The sequence below is a fragment of the Burkholderia sp. R-40 genome (genome assembly GCF_049942845.1).
Lineage (GTDB): Bacteria > Pseudomonadota > Gammaproteobacteria > Burkholderiales > Burkholderiaceae > Burkholderia > Burkholderia ambifaria.
In genome coordinates this window covers 596,492-622,600 of the sequence record NZ_CP187967.1, presented here as the reverse complement: position 1 = coordinate 622,600, position 26,109 = coordinate 596,492, and the positions used below count along the sequence as shown (strand labels likewise).

General features: G+C 68.0%; 24 protein-coding genes. 3 read left to right on the top strand and 21 right to left on the bottom strand.

Features of this window, described 5'->3' with window-relative positions; all coding sequences use genetic code 11:
• Positions 1-4: 4 nt before the first annotated feature.
• The 3 genes from ACP26O_RS02885 to ACP26O_RS02875 form a co-directional block, all read right to left on the bottom strand.
• Positions 5-568: a barstar family protein gene (locus ACP26O_RS02885; protein WP_006753300.1), complete on the bottom strand. Its 564-nt coding sequence runs from the start codon at positions 566-568 to the stop codon at positions 5-7.
• A 16-nt stretch (positions 569-584) separates the two neighbouring features.
• On the bottom strand, positions 585-1,016 hold the full coding sequence (locus ACP26O_RS02880) for a ribonuclease (protein WP_011655945.1): 432 nt from the start codon (positions 1,014-1,016) through the stop codon (positions 585-587).
• A gap of 377 nt (positions 1,017-1,393) precedes the next feature.
• Positions 1,394-3,736 (bottom strand): NADP-dependent malic enzyme, encoded by a 2,343-nt coding sequence (locus ACP26O_RS02875; RefSeq protein WP_279607089.1) that lies wholly within the window; start codon positions 3,734-3,736, stop codon positions 1,394-1,396.
• Positions 3,737-3,836: 100 nt separating this feature from the next.
• Here ACP26O_RS02875 and thiL point away from each other — a divergent pair, with 100 nt between their 5' ends.
• From thiL to ACP26O_RS02860, 3 genes are read left to right on the top strand one after another with little or no spacing between them, the layout of a single operon-like run.
• Entirely contained in the window at positions 3,837-4,871 is a 1,035-nt protein-coding gene (gene thiL, locus ACP26O_RS02870) for a thiamine-phosphate kinase (RefSeq protein ID WP_175665325.1), read from the top strand.
• Positions 4,861-5,406, top strand: coding sequence for a phosphatidylglycerophosphatase A family protein (locus ACP26O_RS02865; protein WP_011655942.1), 546 nt, complete (start codon positions 4,861-4,863; stop codon positions 5,404-5,406). The genes thiL and ACP26O_RS02865 overlap by 11 nt, the downstream gene beginning before the upstream one ends.
• Positions 5,407-5,438: 32 nt before the next feature.
• A complete protein-coding gene (locus ACP26O_RS02860; protein ID WP_175665326.1) occupies positions 5,439-5,939 on the top strand; it encodes a CinA family protein in 501 nt (166 codons plus the stop codon).
• Positions 5,940-6,013: 74 nt separating this feature from the next.
• On the opposite strand, the gene ACP26O_RS02855 is transcribed toward ACP26O_RS02860, so the two are convergent.
• From ACP26O_RS02855 to mpl, 18 genes are all read right to left on the bottom strand, one after another.
• On the bottom strand, positions 6,014-7,072 hold the full coding sequence (locus tag ACP26O_RS02855; RefSeq protein WP_126227140.1) for a haloacid dehalogenase-like hydrolase: 1,059 nt from the start codon (positions 7,070-7,072) through the stop codon (positions 6,014-6,016).
• 219 nt (positions 7,073-7,291) lie between these two features.
• Positions 7,292-8,119, bottom strand: a complete 828-nt coding sequence (gene pyrF, locus ACP26O_RS02850) for an orotidine-5'-phosphate decarboxylase (protein WP_175665327.1) — start codon at positions 8,117-8,119, stop codon at positions 7,292-7,294.
• Between the two features lie 39 nt (positions 8,120-8,158).
• Positions 8,159-9,220: an aldose 1-epimerase gene (locus ACP26O_RS02845; RefSeq protein WP_175665328.1), complete on the bottom strand. Its 1,062-nt coding sequence runs from the start codon at positions 9,218-9,220 to the stop codon at positions 8,159-8,161.
• 80 nt (positions 9,221-9,300) lie between these two features.
• Positions 9,301-10,116: an SDR family NAD(P)-dependent oxidoreductase gene (locus ACP26O_RS02840; protein WP_175665329.1), complete on the bottom strand. Its 816-nt coding sequence runs from the start codon at positions 10,114-10,116 to the stop codon at positions 9,301-9,303.
• Positions 10,117-10,139: 23 nt separating this feature from the next.
• Complete coding sequence (gene araH, locus ACP26O_RS02835) at positions 10,140-11,156, bottom strand: L-arabinose ABC transporter permease AraH (protein WP_012363061.1); 1,017 nt, start codon at positions 11,154-11,156, stop codon at positions 10,140-10,142.
• 90 nt (positions 11,157-11,246) lie between these two features.
• A complete protein-coding gene (araG, locus tag ACP26O_RS02830; RefSeq protein ID WP_105786162.1) occupies positions 11,247-12,758 on the bottom strand; it encodes an L-arabinose ABC transporter ATP-binding protein AraG in 1,512 nt (503 codons plus the stop codon).
• Positions 12,759-12,826: 68 nt separating this feature from the next.
• A complete protein-coding gene (locus tag ACP26O_RS02825; protein WP_006755510.1) occupies positions 12,827-13,822 on the bottom strand; it encodes an arabinose ABC transporter substrate-binding protein in 996 nt (331 codons plus the stop codon).
• Between the two features lie 102 nt (positions 13,823-13,924).
• Positions 13,925-14,704, bottom strand: a complete 780-nt coding sequence (locus ACP26O_RS02820) for an SDR family oxidoreductase (RefSeq protein WP_041491315.1) — start codon at positions 14,702-14,704, stop codon at positions 13,925-13,927.
• Positions 14,704-15,381, bottom strand: a complete 678-nt coding sequence (locus ACP26O_RS02815) for a 2-dehydro-3-deoxy-6-phosphogalactonate aldolase (RefSeq protein ID WP_175661529.1) — start codon at positions 15,379-15,381, stop codon at positions 14,704-14,706. The genes ACP26O_RS02820 and ACP26O_RS02815 overlap by 1 nt, the downstream gene beginning before the upstream one ends.
• Before the next feature lie 22 nt (positions 15,382-15,403).
• Complete coding sequence (locus ACP26O_RS02810; RefSeq protein WP_175665330.1) at positions 15,404-16,429, bottom strand: 2-dehydro-3-deoxygalactonokinase; 1,026 nt, start codon at positions 16,427-16,429, stop codon at positions 15,404-15,406.
• Positions 16,426-17,325, bottom strand: coding sequence for an IclR family transcriptional regulator (locus ACP26O_RS02805; protein WP_011655931.1), 900 nt, complete (start codon positions 17,323-17,325; stop codon positions 16,426-16,428). The genes ACP26O_RS02810 and ACP26O_RS02805 overlap by 4 nt, the downstream gene beginning before the upstream one ends.
• A 335-nt stretch (positions 17,326-17,660) precedes the next feature.
• Positions 17,661-18,065, bottom strand: coding sequence for an EF-hand domain-containing protein (locus ACP26O_RS02800; RefSeq protein WP_138848263.1), 405 nt, complete (start codon positions 18,063-18,065; stop codon positions 17,661-17,663).
• Positions 18,066-18,147: 82 nt separating this feature from the next.
• Positions 18,148-19,758, bottom strand: a complete 1,611-nt coding sequence (locus tag ACP26O_RS02795) for a S10 family peptidase (protein ID WP_175665331.1) — start codon at positions 19,756-19,758, stop codon at positions 18,148-18,150.
• Between the two features lie 434 nt (positions 19,759-20,192).
• A complete protein-coding gene (gene mtgA / locus ACP26O_RS02790) occupies positions 20,193-20,930 on the bottom strand; it encodes a monofunctional biosynthetic peptidoglycan transglycosylase (RefSeq protein WP_126227135.1) in 738 nt (245 codons plus the stop codon).
• A gap of 14 nt (positions 20,931-20,944) precedes the next feature.
• Complete coding sequence (gene aroE, locus ACP26O_RS02785; RefSeq protein WP_175665332.1) at positions 20,945-21,811, bottom strand: shikimate dehydrogenase; 867 nt, start codon at positions 21,809-21,811, stop codon at positions 20,945-20,947.
• On the bottom strand, positions 21,808-23,898 hold the full coding sequence (locus ACP26O_RS02780) for an RNB domain-containing ribonuclease (RefSeq protein WP_175665333.1): 2,091 nt from the start codon (positions 23,896-23,898) through the stop codon (positions 21,808-21,810). The genes aroE and ACP26O_RS02780 overlap by 4 nt, the downstream gene beginning before the upstream one ends.
• Before the next feature lie 81 nt (positions 23,899-23,979).
• Positions 23,980-24,549: a YqiA/YcfP family alpha/beta fold hydrolase gene (locus ACP26O_RS02775; protein ID WP_175665334.1), complete on the bottom strand. Its 570-nt coding sequence runs from the start codon at positions 24,547-24,549 to the stop codon at positions 23,980-23,982.
• On the bottom strand, positions 24,546-25,931 hold the full coding sequence (gene mpl, locus ACP26O_RS02770; protein WP_011655924.1) for a UDP-N-acetylmuramate:L-alanyl-gamma-D-glutamyl-meso-diaminopimelate ligase: 1,386 nt from the start codon (positions 25,929-25,931) through the stop codon (positions 24,546-24,548). The genes ACP26O_RS02775 and mpl overlap by 4 nt, the downstream gene beginning before the upstream one ends.
• Between the last annotated feature and the right edge of the window lie 178 nt (positions 25,932-26,109).

Sequence of the window (26,109 nt, the reverse complement as noted above, 5' to 3'; positions counted from 1 at the left end):
GTGCTTACGCGAACGAATAGAACACGCGGAACGCGACCTTGCGCTCGGCCCAGAATTCGGCGGCTTCGCGGAACACGTCGAGCAGAGTCTCGCGCCCTTCCTTGTCGAATTTCTGCGCGATCGGCAGCCCTTCGAGGACGATCACGAAACCGGGCTGCGCGCCGGCCTTCGCGACGAGGTCGGTCAGGCAGTCGTACAGCGCGTCGTAGTTCTTCCCGAAATGCTTCGGAAACAGGAACGACGTCGCGATCGTCTCCATCACCTCCTGCTTCGACTGCGCTGCGCCGCAATACGCGTACAGGAAATGCTGGCCGAGCCGGCTGGCTTCGTCGGCGAGATCCTGCACGCGGAACGCGCGGATCGACTGCACGAGGTTGGGTCGCACGGTCGTGAAAAGGCTCATAGGCTCCTCGTTCGATGAAAGCCCGGGCTCGGCTTCCTGTTGCTCCGACGCGCCGCCAGCCTGCGCCACCGCGTGTAGTTGCATCACGCGCTGGAACAGATTGCCGTCGCCGGCCGCGAACAGTTCCGCCCCCGCCGTGTCGTGCGCGTAGATGGAGTCGCTCATGCCATTCATCCCGAAGTCATTCAACAATACGTTTAAAACTGTTGTAGTGGTCGTCCGTGTAATAACAGTTGTCGATCCGGCGCAACGGCCCGCCACAGACGATGCGGCGCGCGCCGCGATTGCGTGCGCGCGGCGTCGGCACCGTGTACTCGTGGTAGTAGCCGCGCTTCGCCTTCGGCAGGATCCGCTCGCGGTTGCCGAAGACGACGCCGTCTTTCTCGTACGGATAGGGGCCACCGGTGCCGATCAGGCCAAGCGTGGTCACGGCCTCGCGCGGCAGACGGGCGGTCGGGATCGTATCGACCCCGCCGACGGCCAGGTCGGCCGAAACGGCCTGCCGTGCGTAAGCGGCGGAAACCAGACTGCCCGTCGGTGTACCGACGATACCCATCGCGAACATCGCGAAGACGGACGCCAGCGCGCCGTTGCGGAGCCACTTGCGTGCCATGAACCAGGGTTCCCGCTGTTAAATCAAGTAGTTGACGACCAACCAAAGGCGTTAGCGTAGCGCTATTGTCCTTGCGAATCAATGTTCGTTTGGGAATCGAAAGCCTGACGCGGCCCGGAATCGCGCATTTCTTACCGAAATAAGACTACATTTATCTTACATAGGATAAAATATCGGCGGTATCTCTCGCATGGCAAGACCCTGCCTCCTTGCCGCGCTCGCTACCCGGAGTGGAGAGATGCTGCTGTTGCTTATAGGAAGCGCGTTTGCGCCCTACCTGACGGCGTGCCCGTTGCGGGCACGCCTCTTTTTGCTTTTGTTTACAATTTCGCCCGACGCACGGCACCGGTTGACCGGCGCCGCGCGTTCGTCCCGGCTCAGCGTGCGGCGTTCACGTCGGCGACCAGCAGCGCCGCCATGTTGACGATGCGGCGAACGGTCGCCGATTCCGTCAGCACGTGCACCGGCTGCGCCGCGCCGAGCAGGATCGGCCCGATCGCGATGTTGTTGCCGGCGGCCGTCTTCAGCAGGTTGTACGCGATGTTCGCGGCGTCGATGTTCGGCAGGATCAGCAGGTTCGCGTCGCCTTCGAGCGTCGATTCCGGCAGGATTTCCTTGCGCAGCGCCGCGTCGAGCGCCACGTCGCCGTGCATTTCGCCGTCCACCTTCAGCTCCGGCGCGCGTTCCTGCAGGATCGCGAGCGTATCGCGCATCTTCTTCGCCGAAGGGGCGTTGCTCGTGCCGAAATTCGAGTGCGACACCAGCGCGACCTTCGGCTCGATGCCGAACCGGCGCACTTCTTCCGCGGCCATGATCGTGATCTCGGCGAGCTCCTCCGGCGTCGGATCGACGTTCACGTGGGTATCGACCAGGAAAATCTGGCGACCCGGCAGCACGAGGCCGTTCATCGCCGCGTACACGCTGCAGCCCGGGCGCTTGCCGATCACCTGGTCGATGAAGTGCAGGTGGCGGTGCGTCGTGCTGATCGTGCCGCAGATCATCCCGTCCGCTTCGCCCTTCTTCACCAGCATCGAGCCGATCAGCGTCGTGCGGCGGCGCATTTCCACGCGGGCCAGCTGCTCGCTGATGCCCTTGCGCGACATCATCTTGTAGTACGTCTGCCAGAAGTCGCGGTAGCGCTCGTCGTGCTCGGTGTTGACGACCGTGAAATCGGTGCCCGGCGTGAGGCGCAGGCCGTAGCGCTGGATACGGTGCTCGATCACCGACGGGCGGCCGATCAGGATCGGCGTCGCGAGCTTCTCGTCGACGATGATCTGAACGGCGCGCAACACGCGCTCTTCCTCGCCTTCCGCGAACACCACGCGCTTCTTCTCGCCCGGCGCGGCGCGCGCGATCTGGAAGATCGGCTTCATCGTCGTGCCGCTGTGATACACGAACTGCTGCAGGTGAACGCGGTACGCCTCCATGTCCTCGATCGGACGCGTCGCGACGCCGCCGTCCATCGCGGCCTGCGCGACGGCCGGCGCGATCTTGACGATCAGGCGCGGATCGAACGGCTTCGGAATCAGGTAGTCGGGCCCGAACGACAGGTCCTGAATGCCATATGCGGTCGCGACGATGTCGCTCTGCTCCTGCTGCGCGAGCTCGGCGATCGCGTTGACGGCCGCGATCTCCATTTCACGCGTGATCGTCGTCGCGCCGACGTCGAGCGCGCCGCGGAAGATGAACGGGAAGCACAGGACGTTGTTGACCTGGTTCGGATAGTCGGTGCGGCCGGTGGCCAGCACGGCGTCCGGGCGCACTTCGAGCGCGAGTTCCGGCAGGATTTCCGGCGTCGGGTTCGCGAGCGCGAGGATCAGCGGGCGCTCGGCCATGCCCTTCACCATCTCCTGCTTCAGCACGCCCGCGGCCGACAGGCCGAGGAAGATGTCCGCGCCTTCGATCACCTCGGCCAGCGTGCGGGCTTCGGTTTCGCGCGCGAAACGCTCCTTGTCCGGATCCATCAGCTCGGTGCGGCCCTTATAGACCACGCCGGCCAGGTCGGTCACCAGGATGTTCTCGATCGGCAGGCCGATGTCGACCAGCAGGTCCAGACACGCGAGCGCGGCCGCACCCGCGCCCGACGCGACGAGCTTCACTTTCTTGATGTCCTTGCCGACGACCTTCAGGCCGTTCGTGACGGCCGCGGCCACGACGATCGCGGTGCCGTGCTGGTCGTCGTGGAACACGGGGATCTTCATCCGCTTGCGCGCTTCGCGCTCGACGATGAAGCAGTCCGGCGCCTTGATGTCTTCCAGGTTGATCCCGCCAAAGGTCGGCTCCAGCGCGGCGATCACGTCGACCAGCTTGTGCGGGTCCGACTCGTTCAGTTCGATGTCGAACACGTCGATACCGGCGAACTTCTTGAACAGGACGGCCTTGCCTTCCATCACCGGCTTCGACGCGAGCGGGCCGATGTTGCCGAGCCCGAGCACCGCGGTGCCGTTCGTGACCACGCCGACCAGGTTGCTGCGCGCGGTGAAGCGTGCGGCGTTCAGCGGGTTCTCGACGATCTCCTCGCACGCATACGCGACGCCCGGCGAATACGCGAGCGCGAGGTCGCGCTGGTTGATCATCTGCTTGGTCGGGGCGATCGCGATCTTCCCGGGAGTCGGGAATTCGTGATAATCGAGAGCGGCTTCGCGGAGCTTGGCTTTGGAGGAGGCTTGGGTCGACATGTGTCTCTTGGCGGGCGGATTAGAATAACTGTTCGACGGCATTGTAGCGCCAATCCAAGGCCGCCAGACCGGCGATTCGGGTGCGACAGCCGCGACAAAAATGGTCTGAACGGTGCAGGAACGGCGCCGTTCGCTGCGTACAATGCCGTTCCTTTCACCGCTTCCGGGTCCATCCGCCGTGCCAGCCGCCTTGTCCGAGTTTTCGCTGATCGATCGCTTCTTCGCGCGCCGCGCGGCCCGCGGTGCACGTGCGTCGACCCTCGGCATCGGCGACGATTGCGCGCTGATCGCGCCGCGATCCGGAAAATTGCTGGCCATTTCGACGGACATGCTGGTCGAAGGCCGCCATTTCTTTGCCGATGTCGCGCCCGACGCGCTCGGCCACAAGACGCTCGCGGTCAACCTGTCGGATCTCGCGGCGATGGGCGCCGAGCCGCGCGCGTTCACGCTCGCGTGCGCGCTGCCGCGCGCCGACGCCGCGTGGCTCGAGGCGTTCAGCAACGGGCTGTTCGCGCTCGCCGAACGGTTCGGCTGCGAGCTGATCGGCGGCGACACGACGAGCGGGCCGCTGAACCTGTGCGTGACCGTGTTCGGTGAAGTCGCGCCGGATGCGGCGCTGCGGCGCGATGCCGCGCGCGACGGCGACGATGTGTGGGTGTCCGGCACGCTCGGCGACGCCCGCGCGGGGCTTGGCCTCGCGCGCGGCGAATGGAGCGCCGGCGCGGCCGAAGCCGCCGCGTTCCGGCAGGCGCTCGAGCGTCCCGAGCCGCGCATCGCGCTCGGGCTGGCACTCGCGGGCGTCGCGCATGCTGCGCTCGACATCTCGGACGGCCTCGCCGGCGACCTTCAGCACATCCTGACCCGCTCGAACGTGCGCGCCGACATCGACGCCGACGCGGTGCCGCGCTCGGCCGCGCTCGCGACGCTGCCGCCCGATGTTCAGCGACGCTGCACGCTGGCCGGCGGCGACGACTACGAACTGTGCTTCACGGCACCGGTCGCGGCCCGCGCGGCAGTCGAGGCGGCGGGTGCAAGCAGCGGCGTTCGGGTCACGCGAGTCGGTACAATACACGCGTTGTCCTCGCCGTCGGAGCAGCCCGCGATCGCGTGGCGCGACGCCGCCGGCACGCCCCTGACTCTCACGTTGCACGGTTTCGACCACTTCCATGCAGACTGACCCGACGACCGCACCGAACGCGGCCGCGCCCGGCGCCGCCCGGAACGCGCCGCAGCGCGCCACCGTGCGCTTCATGCTGTCGCATCCGGCGCACATCGTGTCGCTCGGCTTCGGCAGCGGGCTCGCGCCGTTCATGCCCGGCACGTTCGGCTCGCTGTTCGGGTGGCTGACGTTCGTCGTGCTGAACGGCTACCTGACGGTGCCCGAATGGTGGGCGCTGATCGCGGTCGGGTTCGTCGCCGGCACGTGGATCACCGGCTTCACCGCACGCAGGATGGGCACGACCGATCCGGGCGCCGTCGTCTGGGACGAAATCGTCGCGATCTGGCTCGTGATGCTGTTCGTCACGCCCGCGACCTTCATCGGCCAGCTGTGGGCGTTCGTCGTGTTCCGCTTCTTCGACATGCTCAAGCCGCCGCCGATCCGCTATTTCGATCGTCGCGTGAAAGGCGGGCTCGGCATCATGGTCGACGACCTGATCGCCGCGTTCATGACGCTGCTCGTGATCGCCCTGTGGCGCTCCGCCGTCAGCTGACCGTTGTTCCCGACTCCCGTTTCCCGACGCGCATGCCAACCGATTCCGTCGTCCATCAGCTTGCGATCCGCGCAGGCAACAAGCTGCGTGACGAGCACCTGTCGCTCGCCACCGCCGAATCCTGCACGGGCGGCATGATCGCCACGGCGATCACCGACATCTCCGGCAGCAGCCAGTGGTTCGAGCGCGGCTTCGTCACGTACTCGAACCAGGCCAAGATCGAGATGATCGGCGTGCCGCCCGACCTGATCGACAAACATGGCGCCGTCAGCGAGCCGGTCGCGCGCGCGATGGCCGAAGGCGCGCTGCGCAACAGCCGCGCGCAGGTCGCGCTGTCCGTGACCGGCATCGCCGGCCCGGCAGGCGGCAGCGAGAAAAAACCGGTCGGCACCGTGTCGTTCGCATGGAGCAACCGGCTGCATACCGACGTCGAGACGCGCGTGTTCAAGGGCGACCGCGAGCAGATTCGCACGCAGGCTGCCGCGCATGCGCTGCGCGGGCTGCTGAAGCTGCTCGACGAGCGCGAAGGCTGAGCGAAGGCTGATTAAAGGCCGAATCAACGCTGATTTGCCGCCGCAACGGCAGCGGCGGCCGGCGCCCTCCCCGCTTACTGGATCGCGTCGGGCTTCACGACGATCCAGTTCTTGTCCGCCGTCACCGGCAGGCCGAGCGCTTTCTGCTTCGCGGCCGATTCGTCCGACCACGCGCGGATCTGCGCCATCTGCTTGTCCTTCTTGTTGACCCAGACGCGTACGCCGCCACGCGCGACGTCGGTCGCATTCAGCAGCATGTAGCCGTCGGACGTCGGCGTGTCGCCCGCAACGAGCACCGGCTTCTTCCACTGGTCGATCCAGCCGACGATCGAGCCGAGCTTGCCTTCGTACCACGTCATCGGGTTCATCAGGAACGGCGTGATCACGAGGTTGCGGTTCGCGGCCTCGTCATACTTGCCGGCCTTGATCTGCAGCCGCGACGTCGTCAGCGCGCCCGTCGCCGGGTTGCGCAGCAGCGTCGTCACGCCGATCACGTTCTGCGGCTTCACGTTGTAGCCGTATTTCGGATCGGACAGCACGAGCCGCGCGAGTTCCTCGTGCGCGGCGGTCATCACATAGACCTCGATCCCGTTCTCGCGCAGCGCGTTGTACAGCTCCTGCATCCCGCGGAAGAAGCGCGGCGGATTCGCGGCGCCGTCGACGACCTTGTCGCCCTGCCAGTAGCGGATCGGCACCGGCTTGCCGTCAGCGAGCATCGCGTCGACGTGGCGCTTCAGATCCGCGAGCGACAGCCCCGCGAACGCCTGCGCGATCCACGGGTAGCAGACCAGGTCGTCGATCTCGCAAAGCCGGTAGTAGTAGCTCGTCAGCGATTCCTTGTAGTCGGCGGAATCCTTGAACGGGATCAGCTTCAGCGACGGATCGAGCGAGTCGCGCGTGAGCACGCCGCGGTTCTCGAGATACGGCAGCAGCGATTCCTCGAGGTCGTAGCGGTAGGTCGTGTTGTCGGCGTCGAACACCGCGTAGTCGCCGCGATTCGCATGGGCGGCGATCATCGCGTTCAGCGCCTTCGCGCTGTCCGCCGGCCAGTGCGACAGGTCCGCCGCGTGGGCGAACGACATGCACAACGACGCGGCAAGCGCGCTCAGAATACGGCGGGACAGCTTGGGCATGACGTCGCTCCCTTTCGTGACAGTGTGGTGACAAATCGATGACGAGGGCCTGATCCCCGGCAGCATCGCGCGATTGCGGCGCGGGCATGCGATGGGAAGCGACGGGAAGTTGTTCACGTGCGCCAATGCGGCAGGCGCAGGCGGCACGCGGGAGGCACGCGCGCGGCCCGCGAATGCGGGCGCGGCGGTGAAAGGCCGCCCGAACGGGCGGCCGGTATGTCAGCGATGCGCGTTGATCGTGTCGCGCGTCTTCTGCGCGGCGAGCGCCGCGGCTTCGGCGAAATCCTCGCCCTTGCTCGCATACAGGATCGCGCGCGACGAGTTGATCATCATGCCGGTGCCGTCGGCCGTGCGGCCCGCGTTGACGGTAGCTTCCACGTCGCCGCCCTGCGCGCCGATGCCGGGAATCAGCAGCGGCATGTCGCCGACGATCCCGCGCACGATCTCGATTTCGTTCGGGAACGTTGCGCCCACCACGAGGCCGAGCTGGCCGTTCTTCGCGTTCCACTTGTTCGCCGCGAGATCGGCCACGACCTGGTACAGCGGCCGGCCGTTTGTCTCGAGGAACTGAAGATCCGAGCCACCCGGGTTCGACGTGCGGCACAGCACGATCACGCCCTTGCCTTCATGCTCGAAGTACGGCTCGACCGAGTCGTAGCCCATGTACGGGTTCACGGTGACGGCGTCCGCACGATAGCGCTCGAACGCCTCGCGCGCGTACTGCTCGGCGGTGCTGCCGATGTCGCCGCGCTTCGCGTCGAGGATCACCGGCAGGCCCGGATGCTGGAGGTGGATGTGCGCGATCAGGCGCTCGAGCTGGTCTTCGGCGCGATGCGCGGCGAAGTACGCGATCTGCGGCTTGAACGCGCTCGCATACGGTGCGGTCGCGTCGACGATCTGCCGGCAGAATTCGAAGATCGCGTCGGGCTGGCCGTCGAACTGCACGGGAAAGCGCGACGGCTCGGGATCGAGGCCGACGCACAGCAGCGAATTCGTGCGCTGCCACGCGGCGCGCAGCGATTCGATGAAAGTAAGCGGGGAAGACATGGCGGATACTCGCGGCAAACCGTTGGTAGACCGCGTATTTTACCCGCGTCGCCGGCGCCCTTCGCGCGCGGCCGCATCGACGCGTGCATCGGCCCGCTCGACGGTGAACGCGAAACGCCGCGTGAGCCGCTCGCCCGGCGCGAGCAGCGTCATGCCGTGCGCGGCGGCACCCCCGGGCAAATTCACCGCGTTGATCGGATGATCGACGGGTTCGAAGCAGAAGAAATCCTCGCCGGGCGGCGTATACAGCACATACGCATCGGCGTCGGCCGCCACCGTCAGCGACAGCCCGCGGCGCGGCCAGCTCACTGCCGCGTGGCCGCCCCAGCCGGTGAACGCATGATTGACGAGCGTCGCCGGCAACGGATACGCGACGCCGAACTGCCAGGCCGGCGGCACGCTCACGTGCCGCACCGGCAGGAAATCGGCGCCCGACAGCCACAGGCCGCCCGCGGCCGCGGCAAGCTCGGTCACGTCGTCGCGAACCAGGAACGGATGCACGCCGAGACCGAACGGCAGCCGCGCGCGCCCCGCATTCTCGATCGTCAGTGCGATCGACAGCGTCGTGTCGTCGAGCGCGAACGACTGGATCGCGCGAAACGCATACGGCGCGCCGCTCGCGCGATCGAGCGACAGCTGCAGCGTCGTGTCGGTCGCGTCGTCCACCTGCCACGGCGCGAGCCAGCCGTCGCCGTGAATCGGCAGCGGCTCGTCGCGACGATTGCGCGGCACCGCGACGCTGCGCCCGTCGCATTCGAAGCGGCCGTTGCCGATCCGGTTCGAATACGGCAGCAGCGGATAGCACGCGAGTTCATTCGGATCCGTGGCCGTTTCCGGATGCACGCAGCGGCGGAACACCGGCACCAGCGCGCCGTGGTCGCCGCGCCAGTCGAAGCGCGCGATGCCGCCGCCGAGGTGCGGCAGCACGTCGAGCCGCAGCGCCGCGTTCGACAGCGTGACGGCCGCCGCATGCGCGGCGCCGACGCCCTGTGCGAACGCGGCGGTCTGCGGGCCGGCGCTGACCGGCTGCGCGGCGGCAGCCAGACGCGCGCGGCGCGACTGGCTCGTGGACGACAAGGTGCGCGAGGACGTGGCGGTCATGGTGAACTCCTTTCCTTCGTCGATGAAACGATACGGGTCGTCGCACGGTGCCGAGCGAACCCCGGCACCCATACCAGCAATCAGGCCCAGCCGCCGTCGACCACCACGTCCTGCGCGGTGATCATCCGGCTGTCGTCGGCCGCGAGAAACAGCGCCATGCGCGCGAGATCGTCCGGCAGCAGCTCGGCGTCGATGCACTGGCCCGCCTTGATCGCCGCGCGGCCCGCGTCGTCGAGCCAGAGCCTGCGCTGCTTGTCGGTCATCACCCAGCCGGGCACCAGCGAATTCACGCGGATCCCGAACGGGCCGAGATCGCGCGCAAGCCCGCGCGTGAGCCCCTGCACGGCCGCCTTCGCCATCACGTACACGGGATAGCCGCCGTTCTTCAGCATCCAGCTGATCGAGCCGAGATTGATGATCGCGCCGCCGCCGCGCTGCTTCATGTCGTCGATCACCGCCTGCGCGGCGAAGAACTGGTGGCGCAGGTTCACGGCGATGCCCGCGTCGAACGACGCCGGTGTCACGTCGGCGATCGCGTGGCGCGTGTCGTTCGCCGCGTTGTTCACGAGCACCGCGATCGCGCCGATCCGCGCGCGGATCGCGTCGATCGCATGGTGCAGCGCATCGATGTCGGTGAGGTCGCACGGCAGGAACAGCGGCGCGTGGCGTACCTCCGGCAACTGCGCGAGGCTTTCCGCGAGCGCCTGGCCCGCCTGCGCGTCGAGATCGACGAACGCGACGCGTGCGCCCTGCCGCGCGAAGTGCTCGACGAACGCCGCGCCGATCCCGGTCGCACCGCCCGTGATCAGCACCGCGCGATCCGCGAGGCTCGGGTAGCGCGCATAACGCGCGTCGCTCGCGGCGCGCGAATCCTGCGCGGAAGTTTCGATGGTCATGCGAATCGTCTCCGTGGAATCGGTCAGTCGCGTACGCCGCGGTTCTTCAGCTGGTCGAGCAGCACGGCTGCGAGCAGGATCGCGCCGCGCACCAGGTACTGGTAGAACGCGTCGATGTTCATCAGGTTCATCACGTTCTCGACGGTGCCCATGATCAGCACGCCGATCACGACGCCCGAGATCGTCGCGCGGCCGCCCATCAGCGACACGCCGCCGAGCACGCAGGCGGAGATCACGTTCAGCTCGAAGCCCTGCGCGGCGTTCGGCTGGCCCGACGTGATGCGCGACGCGAGGATCACGCCGGCGAGCGCCGTCACCGCGCCCTGGATCAGGAAGATGTAGACGCGCGTGCGTTCGACGTTGATCCCCGCGAGGCGCGACGCCTCCGGGTTGCCGCCGATCGCGAGCGTATTGCGGCCGTACACGGTCTGGTTCAGCAGCACGCCGAACACGATGAAGCACAGCAGCGTGACCCAGATCGGCAGCGATACGCCGAACAGCGACAGCCCGCCGAGCGCGATGAACGTGTCCGACGACACGCCGACCGCCTGCCCCTTCGACACGATGAAGCCGAGCCCGCGCACGATTTCCATCGTCGCGAGCGTCGTGATCAGCGCGTTGATGCGCAGGTACGCGATCACCGCGCCGTTCACGAATCCGATCGCCGCACCGGCCGCGACCGCCGCGATGATCGCGACGAACGTGTTGTCGGTCGCGTTCAGCACCATCGCGCACAGCACGCCGGAGAACGCGACGGTCGAGCCGATCGACAGGTCGAAGTCGCGCGAGGCCAGACAGAACATCATCGTGCACGCGACCATCCCGATCTGCGAGATCGACAGCGCGAGGCCGAGCATGTTGTCGATCGAGAAGAAGTGATCGACCGTCAGCGACATCGTCAGGAACATCACCGCGAAGATCGCGATCAGGCTGTATTCGGTGAGGTGCTGCCACCACTTCTGGCGGTCGCTCTGCTGTGGAACCAGCGCGTCGGCCGACGGCTTCACGGCTGCGCTGGCGAGGTTTTCCCGGACTTGCATGGTTGTGTCTCCTGCTCCTGCATCGCGCGGCCCGCGCCGCGCTTGATCGATTCGAATATCGTGCGTCGCCCGCGGCGACCTGACATCGCGTCAGGCCGCCTCGGCGACGCTCGTCTGCGGCAGCGCGAGGCTGAGCACCGCATGCTCGTTCGCCTGCGCGCGCGCCAGCTCGCCCGCGATGCGGCCTTCGCGCATCACGACGATGCGGTCGGACACGCCGAGCACTTCCGGCAGTTCCGACGACACCATCACGATCGCGCAGCCGCGCTCCGCGAGCCGGTAGATCACGTCGTAGATCTCGTGCTTCGCGCCGACGTCGATCCCGCGCGTCGGCTCGTCGAGGATCACGACCTTCAGGTCGGGCTCCGCGAGCCAGCGCGACAGGATCGCCTTCTGCTGGTTGCCGCCCGACAGGAAGCGGATCTTCTGCCGGCGGTTCGGCGTCTTGATCTTCAGCCGCTGGATGAAGCGGTCGGCCGTTTCGATTTCGGTCTTGCGGTCGATGAAGAGCCCGGCGCGCAGCGAATGGCGGCGGCAGCTGATGTTGATGTTCTCCGCGACCGACGCCATCGCGATGATCCCTTCTTCCTTGCGGTCCTCCGGACACAGCACGATGCCGTGGCGGATCGCGTCGCCGGTGCGCTTCACGTCGATGCGCTTGCCGTCGAGCGTCAGCTCGCCCGCGCGCCGGCGGTCCGCGCCGTACACGAGCCGCATCAGTTCGCTGCGCCCCGCGCCGACCAGCCCGAAGAACCCGACGATCTCGCCCGCGCGCACCGAGAAGCTCGCCGGCTCGCGCAGCGCCGGGCCGTCGACGCCTTCGGCGGAAAACCGCACGTCGCCGAGCGCGCGCGGCGCGTAATGGTAGATGTCCGAAATCTCGCGCCCGACCATCTCGGCGACGAGCTGCTCGCGCGGCACGTCGGCGAGCGATTCGTGCGACGCGATCTTGCGCCCGTCGCGGAAGATCGTGCACGCATCGCACAGCCGGTAGATCTCGTCCATCCGGTGCGAGATGTAGATCAGCGCGCGACCCTGCGCACGCAGGTCGTCGACGAGCTTGAACAGCACCTCGGTCTCGCGATGCGACAGCGAGCTCGTCGGCTCGTCGAGCGCAATCACGCGCGCGTTGCGCATCAACGCCTTGCAGATCTCGACCATCTGCCGCTGCGCGATCGACAGCCGCCCGAGCTTCGCGTCGGGATCGAGATCGACGCCCATCGCGGCGAGCCGCTCGCGCACATGGCGCTTCGCCTCGCCCTTCTTCACCCAGCCGAGCGCGTTCGGCAGGCGGCCGAGCAGCAGGTTCTCCGCGACCGTCAGGTCGGGCACGTACTGCAGTTCCTGGTGAATCACCGCAATGCCGGCCGCGATCGACGCGGCCGCACTCGAGAAATGCACGGGCTGGCCGTCGACCAGCACGCTGCCCGCGTCGGGCTGGTATTCGCCGCCGAGAATCTTCAGCAGCGTCGACTTGCCCGCGCCGTTCTCGCCCATCAGGCCATGCACCTCGCCCGCATGCACGTCGAACGAGATGCCGTCGAGTGCGCGCACGCCGGGAAATACCTTGCCGATATTGTCAAAACGCAGTGCCGCTGACACGTCGTCTCCCCACTTTGCAGATCCATCGATCGCCGGCTGCCGCATCGCCGCGGCAGCCGGCAAGCCGCTTACTTCGATGCGAGCCCCATCTCGTCGCGCACCTTCGACACGTTGTCGCGCGTCGCGAGCATGCCCGTCGTCAGCGTCAGCGCCGGCGGTGCCTTGCCCTGCGTGATCCATGCGTACATCAGGTCCGAGGTTTCCTCGCCGTGGCGCTTCGGGCTGATGATCACGGTGCCGTAGAAGCCCGTCGGCTGCGGCTTCTTGAATTCGCTGAGCGCCGAATCGGAACCGCCGATGCCGATGCCGATCATGTTGTCCGCCTTGAAGCCGCGCCCTTCGGCCGCGCGCACCGCGCCGAGCACGGCTTCGTCGTTCAGGCCGTAGGCGACCCAGTGCTTGAACTGCGGGTTCTTGGTGAGCGCGATGTTCGCCGCGTTGAACGCGTTCTCGGTGTCGGTCTTCGCCTGCGGCGCCGCGATCACGTTCGCCTTCGGGAAGCCGGCCGCCACCAGCGCGTCGGTCGCGCCGCTCGTGCGGTCGTGCGCGGTCGGCAGCTGCTCGTACGTGATGTCGATCGCGCCGACTTCCTTCATGTTCCAGCCGCGCTTCTTGATCTCGGCCGCGATGCCGTCGCCGACCTGCTTGCCGATGTTGTACGCGGAAATGCCCATGTGCGGCACCGACTCGATCGGCTTGCCCGCGCCGTCGACGAGGCGGTCGTCGACCGTCATCATCTTCAGGTTGTGCGACTTCGCCTTCGCGACGATGCCCGGCCCGAGCTTCACGTCGGGCGTGCAGATGATGAAGCCCTGCACCTTCTGCGCGGACAGGTTGTCGATCGCGCTCATCACCTTCTCGCCCGACGGCGCGCCGATCTTCACGAGCGTGAAGCCCTTGTCCTTCGCGGCCATCTCGGCGAATTTCCATTCGTCCTGGAACCACGGCTCTTCCGGCTGCTTCACCAGAAAGCCGATCTTGACCGGATCGGCCGCGTGCGCGACCGGACTGCCCATCACCACCGCCGCCGCGGCGGCCAGCGTTACGAACGTTCTGCGTTTCATCTCCAGTGTCTCCTTGTCTTCATCGAACGGGATGCAGCCGCTTGTTGGTTTCGACGCAGCGTGCGCGCGGCCGTCGCACGTGCGGTCTTTCGAATCGTTGCGTCAATCGTGGTACAGCGCCGCGCGCCCGCCATCGACGGTGATGCACGCGGCATTGATGAACGGCGCCTCGTCGGACGCGAGGAACACGGCCGTCATCGCGACTTCCTCCGGTTTGCCGATCCGCTTCATCGGCTGCAGCGCGAGCGTCTCGGCGCGCGCCGCGGCCGGGTCGGCCTGCGCATCCCACCAGTCGCGCGTGAGCTGCGTCTCGATGTAGCCGGGCGCGATCGCGTTCATCCGCACGTTGCGCGCCGCGTATTCGATGCCGAGCGCACGCGTAAGGCCCAGCACGCCGTGTTTCGCAACCGGGTACGGAAAGCAGCCCGGGATGATCCGGAACGCATGCGTCGACGCGATGTTCACGATGCTGCCGCGACCGCGTTCGACCATCCCGGGCAGCGCCGCGCGGCAGCCGTGCCACACGCCGTCGAGATCGACCGCGAAGCAGCGGCGCCAATCGTCGTCCGTCATCGTCAGCGGATCGGCGAACACGTTGATGCCCGCGTTGTTCACCAGCACGTCGAGCGGGCCGAGCGCCGCTTCGGTCTGCGCGAACGCGTCGCGCACCGAGTCCTGCCGCGCGACGTCCGCATGCAGCGCGAGCACGCGCGCGCCGTCGATGCCGGCGGCGATCGCGGCCGCCGTGCGCTGCGCCTGCGGGAAGTCGAGGTCGACGAGCGCGACGGCAGCGCCCTCGCGCGCGAACGCCTGCGCGATCGCGGCGCCGATCCCGCGGCCCGCGCCCGTCACCACCGCGACCTTGCCCGCGAGACGTCCCATCATGCGGCTCCGCCCAGCGCCGCGCGCAGGCCGGCCTGGAACGCGCGCGCATTCGCGAGCGTCGCGTCCGCCGACTGGCCGGGCCGGTACAGCGCCGAGCCGAGGCCGAAGCCGTTGGCACCGGCCGCGAGGAACGGCTGCATGTTGTCCGGCGTGATCCCGCCGACCGGAAGCAGCGGCACCGCGCGGTCGATCACCGCGCGCCACGCCTTCACGACGGACACGCCGAGCTGCTCGGCCGGGAACATCTTCAGCACGTCGGCGCCGTTCGCGAGCGCGGCGAACGCCTCGGTCGGCGTCGCGACGCCCGGGGCGCTGGCGAGCCCGCGCTCGCGCGCGCGGCGGATCACGGCCGCGTCGCTGTGCGGCATCACGATCAGCGTGCCGCCGGCGTCCTGCACGCGGTCGACGAATTCGGCGCGCAGCACGGTGCCCGCGCCGACGATCATGTCGTCCGGCAACGCGCGGCGCAGCGCCGCGATGCTGTCGAACGGATCGGGCGAGTTCAGCGGCACCTCGACGATCCGCACGCCGGCTTCGTGCAGCGCGAGGCCGTGGTCGGCCGCTTCGGCGGGCGTGATGCCGCGCATGATCGCGATCAGCGGGCACGCGTCGAATGCCCGCATCAACGCGGGATGCGGCGTGTACGGCGCGGGCAACGTGAGTTCGGACGACATCGATGGTTCCTCTTCAATCGGTTCATTGATCGGCGCAGACGGGCTCGCCGTCCGCGCGCACGAGTCCGGCACGCGATGCGATCCACCACAGGCCGCGCTCGGTCGCCTGCGCGACGACACGCGCATGCAGGCAGCCGAACACGCGCAGCGCATCGACATAGCGCGCGCACAATCCGTCGTCGCCGATCAGCAGCAGCGGCTGGTTCGCGAGCGCGACACCGCGCTCCGCGAGCATCGCGTCGAGCGCACCGAGTTCGTGGCCGATCAGCAGGCCGGACAGGTAGTCGCCCTGTGCATCAGGCGCGAGCTGGTCGGTCAGGCCGAGCGTGCGTGTGCTGAAGATCGTCGCGAGCAGCCCCGCGCGCTGCGCGCCGCGGGCGACCGCGACGCCGCGCGTGAATGCCGCGCGGTCGGGCGACGGGCTCGCGCGCATCGTGCGGCCGAGGATCGTGTGATCGCGCAGCGCCGCGAACAGCTCGCCCGTCATGAAGGTCTGGAAGCGCTCGATGAGCCCGTCCTTCACCCACGCCCACTTCGCATGCGTGCCCGGCAATCCGATCAGTAGCCCTGAACGATCGGCATCAAGCAGAGAATCGTTAGCGAGTGCGCCGAATATCTGCGTTTCTTCGCCGCGCATCACGTCAGGCAATTCGCCCGTCGCGATCACGCCCGGCACGATCGACACCGCCGTGCCGCGCGCCGTCGTCACCGTGACGAGGCCCGCGACCAGCGCATCGGCGCCGGCCGGCACCGCGACGTACGGCGCCTCGCGCCAGCCCTGCGCGCTGCCGACCATCCCGGCGGCCAGCACCGGCACGCCGGGCGCGCGGTCGAGCCAGTCGCCGCACGCTTCCTCGAACACGACGTCGAACGCACGCGCGCCGCCGGCCGGCACGTGCATCACGCCCGCCGCGCGGCTGCGCGTGTCGAGCAGCGCGCCGTGCGCATCGAACAGATACGCGCGCAGCGACGTCGTGCCCCAGTCGAGCGCAATCAGCGACGGGGCGGCGGAGTTGGCGTCCGGAGCGGTCCGGGTCGGATGGGTCATCGTTTGATCCTGCGGGTACCTTGCGGCGGGCTCCAGCCCAGTTCAGCGGAAATGGCTCGCGCTTCACGCTGCACGAGCGGAATCAGTTCATCCATCCGATCGTGCGGCATGTACGGAATCGTGCTCGCGACCGACACGGCCGCGACGACCGCGCCCGATGCGTCGCGAATCGGTGCGGCCACGCAGCGGATCGACGCCTCGTTTTCCTCGAGGTCGAACGTGTAGCCGCCGGCCGCGTAGTGCGCCATGCGCTGCAGGAACGCGCTCGTCTCGGGCCGGTTGTCCGGCTTGAAATTGACGCCGGCCAGCGCGCGGCGCGCCGCTTCGAACAGCGAGCGCCACACGTCCGGATCGAGGTCGAGCATCATCGCCTTGCCGATGCCGGTGGAGGCGAGCGGCATCCGGTGGCCGACGCGCGAACGCATCTCGAGGCCACGCGTGCCGGGAATCTTGTCGATGTACAGCACGTCGTCGCCGTCGCGCACGCCGAGGTGAATCGTGTCGAGCGTCGCTTCCGCGAGCGCTTCGAGGTGGGGCCGCGCGACCGCCGTGAGCGGCATCTGCTCGAGCGCGATCGTGCCGAGCTCGATCAGCTTCGGGCCGAGCAGGTAACCGCCCTGCACCTGTCGCAGGTAGCGCGCCTGCACGAGGCTGCTGACGAGACGGTGCGTCGTGCTGCGCGTCGTGCCGAGCGCGGCGCCGATCGCACGCATGTCGCGCGCGCCGTTCGCGATCGCTTCGAGGATCGCGAGACCGCGCAACAGCGTCTGCGTGCCGGCCTGCTGCGCGGCGAGATCGAGCGGCGTGCTGGTCGCGCCGATGCTGTCGGTCAGCGGCGCATCGTCCGGCGTCGCACGCCGGGCGTCGAGAGCAAGGGATTCGGGCATCTTGGTCATGGAACGGGCTTCTTCAGCGGAATCGGTGAAGCGGCGGTCGCGAAGCCGGAACGAGGTCGGGCGTCGCGGCAACGCGGCGGTCGATGCACCGAGGAAAGCGCCCGGCGAACTTCATGGAATGTGTCTCCGTGTGCGTCGGGCGCCGCGCGATGCGTGGGTCCGAAGCTGTCGATGTGCTTCGGATTGTAGGAGCGCACGCACTCGCCTCCAATATTTGAATGCGTTGTCCAGATAATGAGCAAAAGCGGCAATCGCCGTGAAACGGCCGCGCCACGTGCACGGGGCGGAACCCGACGCGTCGTCGGTTCCGCCCCCGTTATCTACGCTTGCCGCGCTTATTGCTGGTTGGTGCTGCGCGCCTGCATGTAGCGCTGCACGTCGGAGAACGACACGCGGCCGCTGCCGCTCGCGTCGATCTGCCGGAAGTGGTTCGCGACGTAGCCGAGGCCGGCCGCGCGCGCCTGCGCTTCGGTGATCGAACCGGTGTTCTGCGTATCGGCCGCGCCGAACTGCCGCGCGAGCTTGCGCACCACCTGCGCGTGCAGCGCGGCGCCGGTCGTCTGCGTGCCGGCGGTCGGCTTGCGCGCGGCCGGCGGCACGTACGGATCGCCGAGCTGCGCCTGGCGCGCACGCGCCGGGGTGGCGGCGTCGCTCGCCTGCGCGAACGCGGACACGGATGCGGATGTTGCAGCGCCGGCGCATGCAAGCGCCGCGGCAACGACGATGAAACGTTTCTTCATGTCAGGCTCCAGTCTGGAATGAGGTCGTCGACGGCCGGCGAACGGCGCGGCCACGCGCGCGTCGCCGGGCCCGCCCATCGCATCAATGCGCGGCCGCGTTGTAGAAAGTCACGAGGTCGGCCTTCTCCTGCGGACGCGACGTATCGTCGAGATAGACCATGTGTCCACCCTGATAGTCCTTGATCGTCAGGTTCGGTTGCGATCCGAGCCGCGCGAGGTCCAGCTCGGTCTGGTAGAACGGCGTCGCGATGTCGTGATACCCGTTCAGCGACAGCACCTTCAGCGACGGATTGAGCGTCAGCGCCGCGGCGAGATCGGGGATCGTGTCGGGCATCGCGAGGCCGTCGTGCGACCAGTCCCACGTGTTGATCGCGTTGCTGCTCAGCGAATACGCGGACTGCGCGCTGTACTTCAGCACGTTCGGCAGGTAGCTGCCGATCGTGTCGGTGAACGGCTTCGTGATGAACGTGCTCGACGGGTCGCCGTCGGCCGCGAGCGGGCTCGACGACGGCACGTTCACGCGTGCGTCGTAGCGGCCGATCAGCGTGCCCGGGATCAGCGCCACCTGGAAGCTGTTGTCGAAGAACGTCGGGACCACGTTGAAGTCCGCATTCCACAGCGACTGCTTCACGCCGGTCGAATTCACCATCGTCGTGACGAGCGTCGGCGGAGGTGGCGTGTGGCTCGCGAGATACGCGTTCACGGCGGGCGCGTAGCTGCCGGCCGTCAGCAGGCGCATCTGGTCCGCATACTGCGGCAGGCTCGACGGGTTCGGATTGTCGAGCTGGTAGTACGCGCCGACGGTGCCGTACGACGGCATGAAGCCCGCGCAGCTCACCGGGCTCGCCCCGTTGTTCGAGTTGCCGATGTAATCGCTCGCCATGTCGCAGTTCGCGTTGTAGTTCAGGATCGACGACTGCAGCACGATGCCGGCGAGCTTCACGCCGGCCGTTTCGAGCAGGTTCGCGAGCACGTCGGTGCGCGGCGTGCCATACGATTCGCCGAACAGGTATTTCGGCGAATCGTTGCGCTGGTTCACGGCGATGTAGCGCATCACGAAATCGCGAAATGCGCCGCCGTCCTGGTCGACGCCCCAGAACGTCTGGTTCGTGTTCGGCGCGATCGCTTCCGAGAAGCCTGTCCCGATCGCATCGACGAACACGAGGTCGGTCGTATCGAGCAGGCTTTCCGCGTTGTCGACGAACGGGAACGTCGACGTGTTCGCGTTCGGGTCGCCCGTCTGGATCCGTTTCGGACCGAACGAGCCGAGATGCAGCCACACCGATGCGGAACCGGGGCCGCCGTTGTACAGGAACGTGACGGGGCGCTTCGCCGCGGGCTGGTTGTCGGCGGTGTACGCGATGTAGAAGAACGACGCTTCGGGCGCGCCCGTCTGCGGATTGCGCGCGACGAGGTGGCCGGCGGTGGCCGTGTAGCGGATCGTGTGGCCGTTCAGCGTGATCTGGTGATGGGTGACGGCGGCCTTCTCGACCGCGGCGGACGCGTCGAGCGACGCGGTCGCGCTCGACGAATAACTATTGGGATCGTTGTACGGCCTGTCCACCTGAGCGGCGGGATCGGCTGAGTTGGCGGCACCTGTTGCGGCGGACGACGTCACGTCGTCGTTGCAGGCCGTCAGAATCAGCGAAGAGAACACAACTCCCAACAACAGCTTCGCTTTGCTCGCTGGCATCGTTGCTTTCCTTCTCTCGAATGTTTTTTGTGTCGAGCAGCCGGGTACGCCGCCCCCCGCCTCGATTGCGGCCGATAAGCCGAGGCGCTGGCCAATATACGCGAGCGGGTCGCCTTTGAAAAATTTGGAAATATTCGAGCGAAGGTCGGTGCGGCGCACACCTTTCAGGAATGCTTCGATTCGCACACCATCGTTTTTCAGCCGGCTTTCAGCGCGTGGCGCGTGACCGTTGAAACGGAGAAACCGCGCGGATTTCGTGCCATATCGCCAAACAAAACCGCGCGGCTGCAGGGATTGCTCAGTAAAGCGAAATAGACGGTTTCGTCTAAACAATGCGGCCTGAAATCCGGGCGACACGCATGCGCTGCAGCGCACCAACGGTGCGCCGGCGACGGAACGGACAATGCAGCGACGCGAGCGCGCCGCTCACTGCCTCACTGCGATTGCGGAAGCTCGGCCGCGCCCATCCGGCGGGCAATGACGGCCGCGCGCTGCGCCTGGTAGGCCGAGCCGCGATGCGCGTCGAACCAGCGCGGCTTCGGCAGCATCACCGCGAGGCGCGCCGATTGCCACGCGCCGAGCCGGCTCGCGGGAATCCTGAAGTAATAGCGTGCGGCGGCTTCGGCGCCGTACACGCCGCGGCCCCATTCGACCGAATTCAGGTAGATCTCGAAGATCCGCTCCTTGTCGAGCACCGTCTCGAGCATCCACGTGATGATCAGCTCCTGCCCCTTGCGGATGTAGCTTTTCTCGCGCGACAGGAACAGGTTGCGCGCGAGCTGCTGCGTGATCGTCGAGCCGCCCGCGACGATCCGGCCGCGCGCCTTGTTCTTCTCCCACGCCTGCAGGATCGCGTCGACGTCGTAGCCGTTGTTGGTCGCGAAGGTCGAATCCTCCGACGCGATCAGCGCGCGCTTCAGGTTGCGCGAGATCTGGTCGTACGGCACCCACTGGTGCTGGACCTGCGCGGGCGGCTTGTCGCGCGACAGCCACCAAGCGTCGGTACGCATGAACGCGGTCGAACCGGGATTGATGAACGACCACAGCGCGATCTGCACGAGATAGAACAGCTGCGTCGCGAGCCACGCGCCCGCGAACACCGAACCCGCGTAGACGATCCAGCGCGTCGGGCTGACCGTGCGCGTGCGCCGCATGCCGCTTACCGCCGCCACCTGCCGCGCTCCGCTCAGGCCGCCGCGAGCGCCTGGCGCAGCGCGGCCAGCACGGGTGCGCCGTCCGGCCGCACGCCGCGCCAGATGAAGAACGATTCGGCCGCCTGCTCGACCAGCATGCCGAGACCGTCGGCCGTGCGCGCGCCGAGCGACGCCGCGTGCTGCATGAACACGGTCGGCTGCGCGCCGTACATCATGTCGTAGGCCAGCGTGCCCGCGCCGAACGCGGCGGCGTCGCACTCCGGCAGCGCCGCATCGAGACTGCCGGCCGTCGCGTTGACGATCACGTCGTACGGTTCGGCACGGACGGTGTCCGGGCCGCCGCCCGCCAGCACGCAGCCCGCATCGTGCGCGGCCTGCGTGAACTGGCCGACGAGCGTCTCGGCCTTGCTCGCGGTGCGGTTCACGATCGTGATCGACAGCGGTGCGCGCTCGAGCATCGGCAGCACGACGCCGCGGGCGGCGCCGCCCGCGCCGAGCAGCAGGATGCGCGCGCCGGCGAGCGACACGCCGAGATTCGACTCGATGTCGCGCACGAGGCCGACACCGTCGGTGTTGTCGCCGTAAATGCGGCCGTCGGCGTCGAAACGCAGCGTGTTCACCGCGCCGGCCGCCGCCGCGCGCGGCGACAGCGTATCGGCGAGCGCATGCGCGTCGAGCTTGAACGGCACGGTGACGTTCGCGCCGCGCCCGCCTTCGGCGACGAACGCGCGCACGGCAGCCTCGAAGCCGTCGACCGGTGCGAGCCGGTGCTCGTAAGTGATCGCCTCACCCGTCTGCGCGGCGAACTGCGCGTGGATGAACGGCGACTTGCTGTGCGCCACCGGGTTGCCGAACACCACGTAGCGGTCGACGCCGCTCGCCGGCGCGATCGCGGTCATGATGCGCGGCCCTCTTCGCTGGCCTGGCCGTTGCCGGTCGCGGCATCGCCGCCTTCGGCCGCCGCGCCGTCCGATTCGGCCAGCGCTTCGGCCTCGGTTTGCGCCGACGCGTCTTCCGCATCGACCAGCGTGTCGTCGCCGCCTTCGGTTTCGTCTTCGTCCTCGGCCGCCTCGCCGCTCGTCACGGTCGGCGCGTCGAGCACGTTCAGCAGCCGCACCGACGCCTCGATCGTCAGCTCGTCGAGCGACATCACGTCGAGCAGCACGCGCGTGCCGCGCGCATGCACGCCGAGCCCCGGCACGTGCAGCAGCAGCGGAATTTCCTCGAGACGCACGAGATCGCCCTTCACGACGCTCGCGACGACCTGCTTCTTCTGCTCCTGCGCAAGCCAGCGCAGGCACCAGAAGTATTCCATCCGGCGCTGGTAGTCGGCGTACGCGGTATAGGTGTCGTCGAAGCCCTGCACGACCGCGTACAGGTCGGCGTCCTTCGGCTTGAACGGCGCGGCGAGCTTCGCGGTGACGCCGTGCTGCACGCACGCGAGCAGCTGCCACTGGTTCACGAGGTCGACGTAGCGGCGCAGCGGCGACGTGCTCCACGCGTACTGCGCGACGCCGAGGCCTTCGTGCGGCGCGGCCGTCGTCTGCATCCGCGTGCGCTTCGGGCCCGGCGCGCCGAAGCCGCGCTGCGAGCGGTAGATGCCCGGCACCGTGTGATCGTGCAGGAACGCGCCCCACGTCGAGTTCGCGAGGATCGCGAGCTCCGACACGATCAGGTCGAGCGGCGACCCGCGGCGACGCGGCGTGATCGTCACGTGCTCGCCTTCGACGTAGAAGTTGTAGTCGGTGTTGCGCTGCACCTCGCGCTTCAGGCCATAGCCCGCGCGCGCGACCTGGCGCTTCTCGAACAGCGCTTGCGCGAGCGGCCACAGCACGGCGATGTCGTCCTTGTGCGGATAGTCGCCGGTGCCGGCCGCGAGCGTCTCCTCGTTGACGAGCTCGTCGAGCGTGTTGTGGCGCAGGTTGCTCTTCACGTACACGAGTTCGGCGCGCGTCTCGTTCGCGACGATGTCCTGCGTCTCGCGGTTGACGATGATGTACAGCGACAGCGCCGGGCGGTAGTCGCCCTCCTTCAGCGTGAACACGTCGACGACGTCGTCCGGCAGCATCGTGATCTTGTCGCCCGGCATGTAGACCGTCGACAGGCGCGTACGCGCGATCGCATCGACCGCGTCGCCGCGCACGATGCCGAGCGCCGGCGCCGCGATGTGCACGCCGATCCGCACGCGACCGTCGGCCAGGTGCTCGACCGAGAACGCATCGTCGATTTCGGTCGTCGTGACGTCGTCGATCGAGAACGCCTCGACGTCCGCGCGCGGCAGGTCGTCCGGCAGCGGGCCGACCGTGACGGGCGGAAAGCCCGTGCCGTGCGGGAAGAATTCCGCGAGGAAGCGCGCCTCGTGCAGCGCACGCGCCGACGCGACGCCGCCGCAGTCGAGCATCAGCCGCGCCGGCGACACGCCGCGCGCGCCGGCCGCCGCCTCGAGCGCCTTGTATTCGATCGAATTCTTGTCCGGCCGCGTCAGCAGCCCGAGCACCTTGCCCGCGAACGCCTCCGGCAGCTTGCCGGCCTTCAGCTCCTCTTCATACTGGACCTGGACGAGCGCCTGCTGGCGCTTGCGCTCGAGCGACGCGAGCGCCATCTTGAGCTGGTCTTCCGGCGCGCGCTGGTACTGGCCGCGCCCCTTGCGGCGGAAGTAGACGGGCGAGCCGTGCAGCCGCAACACCAGCGCCGCGCGCTCGACCGCGCCGTAGGTCGCACCGAAGTATTCAGCGGCCAGCGCCGTGTAGGTGAATTCTTCCGCCGGCGCGCATTCCCACAGGAAATCCAGGTCGATCTGCTGCGCGGCCGTGTCGGCTTCCTGCATCAGTTCGCCCGCGGCCGGCTTCTCGAATTCGATCAGCACGTCTTTCGCGCGCACCTTCGCCCGCCGCCCGCCGGGCAACTCGACCTGAAACGCGTCGCCCTGGCGCGACAGCACGCTGCCCGCCTTGAAACTGCCCGATTCCTCGAAGAAAACGTTCACTCAGTACTCTCGTTCAGACTGCCGGGCGCCGCATCGGCGGCGCCGCATGATGATGGGAATTCGATCGGCATGACGCCGGGCTCATGACGTTGTGTCGTCGCAAAAAGCGAGAACGTCGTCGACATAGTCGGCAAATTCGCTGATTCCGTGATCGCTGCCTTCGATCACGCGCGTTTTCGCGCCCGGGTAATGGGCGAGCATCTCGCGGTAGTCCAGCACTTCGTCGCCCGTCGCCGCGAACAGATAGTAGCGCCCGGGCCGCGAAATCGCCGGCACGCGCAGCGCATCGAGCTCCTGCAGGTGACGGCGTTCGACGACGATCGAGCCGCCGCCGTGCCACAACGGCTGTTCGCCCAGATACTGTTCGAGATCGCGTTGCGGCACGATCGCCGGATTCAGCAGCACCGCCTTCCAGCCGTGCTTTTCCGCCAGCCAGGTCGCGTAGTAGCCGCCGAGCGAGCTGCCGATCACCGTCACGTCGCGCGCCCCGGCCACCTCGGCTTCCGCCACGGCGATCGCATCGAGCGGGGACACCGACAGCGACGGGCAGCGCCATTCGTGCGTGCGGCCGAGCTCCGCCATGCGGGCGGCGAGCAGCCGCGACTTCTGCGACTCCGGCGACGACCGGAACCCGTGCAGGTACAGGATCACGCGCGGCTCCCGAGCGCGTCGAGCAGCTTCTGGTGCACGCCGCCGAAGCCGCCGTTGCTCATCACCAGCACGTGGTCGCCCGGACGCGCAGCCTCCACGACCGACTTCACCAGCAGATGGAGATCGTCGAACGCACGGGCCTTGTCGCCGAGCGGCGCGAGCGCGTCGGCCAGGTTCCAGCCGAGCACGTCGCGCCCGGCGGGCGCGCCATAGCCGAACACCAGATCGGCGTCCGCGAGGCTCGCCGGCAGTTGCGCCTTCATCACGCCGAGCTTCATCGTGTTCGACCGCGGCTCGAGCACCGCGAGAATGCGGGAATTTTGACGGCCGATGCGCGCACGAAGGCCGGCGATCGTGGTTTCGATCGCGGTCGGATGGTGCGCGAAGTCGTCGTACACGGTCACGCCGTCGATGCTGCCCCGCACTTCCATGCGCCGCTTCACGTTGCGGAACGATGCGAGCGATTCGGCGGCCTGCGCGGGCGGCACGCCGACGTGGCGCGCGGCGGCGATCGCGGCGAGCGCGTTCATCCGGTTGTGGTCGCCCTGCACCTGCCACGCGACTTCACCGACGCGCTCGGACTGCGAATACACCGCGAACCGTTCGTCGACCGGCACGCCGTCCTCGGCCGGCAGCGCCTGCCAGCCGCCGTCGACGCCAAAGCGCTCGACCTCGCTCCAGCAGCCGCGCGCGAGCACGCGCTCCAGCGCGTCGGAACGGCCGTTGGTCACGAGCCGGCCGACGCCCGGCACGGTACGCACGAGATGATGGAATTGCGTTTCGATCGCGGCGAGATCCGGGAAGATGTCCGCGTGATCGAATTCGAGATTGTTGAGCACCGCGGTGCGCGGCCGGTAGTGGACGAACTTCGAGCGCTTGTCGAAGAACGCCGTATCGTATTCGTCGGCTTCGATCACGAAGAAGCTCGAATCGGTCAGCCGGGCCGACACGCCGAAGTTCAGCGGCACGCCGCCGATCAGGAAGCCCGGGTTCAGGCCGGCATCTTCCAGCAGCCACGCGAGCATCGACGACGTGGTCGTCTTGCCGTGCGTGCCCGCGACCGCCAGCACCCACTTGCCCGCCAGCACGTGCTCGCCGAGCCATTGCGGGCCGGACACGTAAGGCAGGCCGCGATCGAGGATCGCCTCCATCAGCGGGTTGCCGCGCGTGACGACGTTGCCGATCACGAACAGGTCGGGCTTCAGGTCGATCTGCTCGGCGCCGTAGCCCTCGATCAGCGTGATGCCCTGCGCCTCGAGCTGCGTGCTCATCGGCGGATAGACGCCCGCGTCGCAACCCGTCACCGTGTGGCCCGCCTCGCGCGCGAGCACGGCAAGACCGCCCATGAAGGTGCCGCAGATGCCAAGAATGTGGATGTGCATAGATGAATGCTTTCGCGCCGCCGGGCGCCGTCGATTCGGAAAGGAAGGTCCGCGGCACGCCGGACAGGCCGCCCGGCCAACGACTTTCGCCGCGACACAAAGACCGCCATTGTAACTGACGCCCCGCCGTGACCGGCGGCCCGAACGAGGATCGCGGACGCCGCCCGGCACGCACCGG

What these genes read in the sequence shown, in the direction of transcription:
- araH (WP_012363061.1), bottom strand. Translation starts at nt 11,156, where the DNA reads ATGCAAGTCCGGGAAAACCTCGCCAGCGCAGCCGTGAAGCCGTCGGCC.
- ACP26O_RS02860 (WP_175665326.1), top strand. Translation starts at nt 5,439, where the DNA reads ATGCCAACCGATTCCGTCGTCCATCAGCTTGCGATCCGCGCAGGCAAC.
- ACP26O_RS02880 (WP_011655945.1), bottom strand. Translation starts at nt 1,016, where the DNA reads ATGGCACGCAAGTGGCTCCGCAACGGCGCGCTGGCGTCCGTCTTCGCG.
- ACP26O_RS02825 (WP_006755510.1), bottom strand. Translation starts at nt 13,822, where the DNA reads ATGAAACGCAGAACGTTCGTAACGCTGGCCGCCGCGGCGGCGGTGGTG.
- ACP26O_RS02845 (WP_175665328.1), bottom strand. Translation starts at nt 9,220, where the DNA reads ATGACCGCCACGTCCTCGCGCACCTTGTCGTCCACGAGCCAGTCGCGC.
- thiL (WP_175665325.1), top strand. Translation starts at nt 3,837, where the DNA reads ATGCCGTTCCTTTCACCGCTTCCGGGTCCATCCGCCGTGCCAGCCGCC.
- mpl (WP_011655924.1), bottom strand. Translation starts at nt 25,931, where the DNA reads ATGCACATCCACATTCTTGGCATCTGCGGCACCTTCATGGGCGGTCTT.
- ACP26O_RS02805 (WP_011655931.1), bottom strand. Translation starts at nt 17,325, where the DNA reads ATGACCAAGATGCCCGAATCCCTTGCTCTCGACGCCCGGCGTGCGACG.
- ACP26O_RS02875 (WP_279607089.1), bottom strand. Translation starts at nt 3,736, where the DNA reads ATGCCGTCGAACAGTTATTCTAATCCGCCCGCCAAGAGACACATGTCG.
- ACP26O_RS02885 (WP_006753300.1), bottom strand. Translation starts at nt 568, where the DNA reads ATGAGCGACTCCATCTACGCGCACGACACGGCGGGGGCGGAACTGTTC.
- ACP26O_RS02865 (WP_011655942.1), top strand. Translation starts at nt 4,861, where the DNA reads ATGCAGACTGACCCGACGACCGCACCGAACGCGGCCGCGCCCGGCGCC.
- ACP26O_RS02815 (WP_175661529.1), bottom strand. Translation starts at nt 15,381, where the DNA reads ATGTCGTCCGAACTCACGTTGCCCGCGCCGTACACGCCGCATCCCGCG.
- pyrF (WP_175665327.1), bottom strand. Translation starts at nt 8,119, where the DNA reads ATGTCTTCCCCGCTTACTTTCATCGAATCGCTGCGCGCCGCGTGGCAG.
- ACP26O_RS02840 (WP_175665329.1), bottom strand. Translation starts at nt 10,116, where the DNA reads ATGACCATCGAAACTTCCGCGCAGGATTCGCGCGCCGCGAGCGACGCG.
- aroE (WP_175665332.1), bottom strand. Translation starts at nt 21,811, where the DNA reads ATGACCGCGATCGCGCCGGCGAGCGGCGTCGACCGCTACGTGGTGTTC.
- ACP26O_RS02795 (WP_175665331.1), bottom strand. Translation starts at nt 19,758, where the DNA reads ATGCCAGCGAGCAAAGCGAAGCTGTTGTTGGGAGTTGTGTTCTCTTCG.
- ACP26O_RS02810 (WP_175665330.1), bottom strand. Translation starts at nt 16,429, where the DNA reads ATGACCCATCCGACCCGGACCGCTCCGGACGCCAACTCCGCCGCCCCG.
- ACP26O_RS02800 (WP_138848263.1), bottom strand. Translation starts at nt 18,065, where the DNA reads ATGAAGAAACGTTTCATCGTCGTTGCCGCGGCGCTTGCATGCGCCGGC.
- ACP26O_RS02820 (WP_041491315.1), bottom strand. Translation starts at nt 14,704, where the DNA reads ATGGGACGTCTCGCGGGCAAGGTCGCGGTGGTGACGGGCGCGGGCCGC.
- ACP26O_RS02855 (WP_126227140.1), bottom strand. Translation starts at nt 7,072, where the DNA reads ATGCCCAAGCTGTCCCGCCGTATTCTGAGCGCGCTTGCCGCGTCGTTG.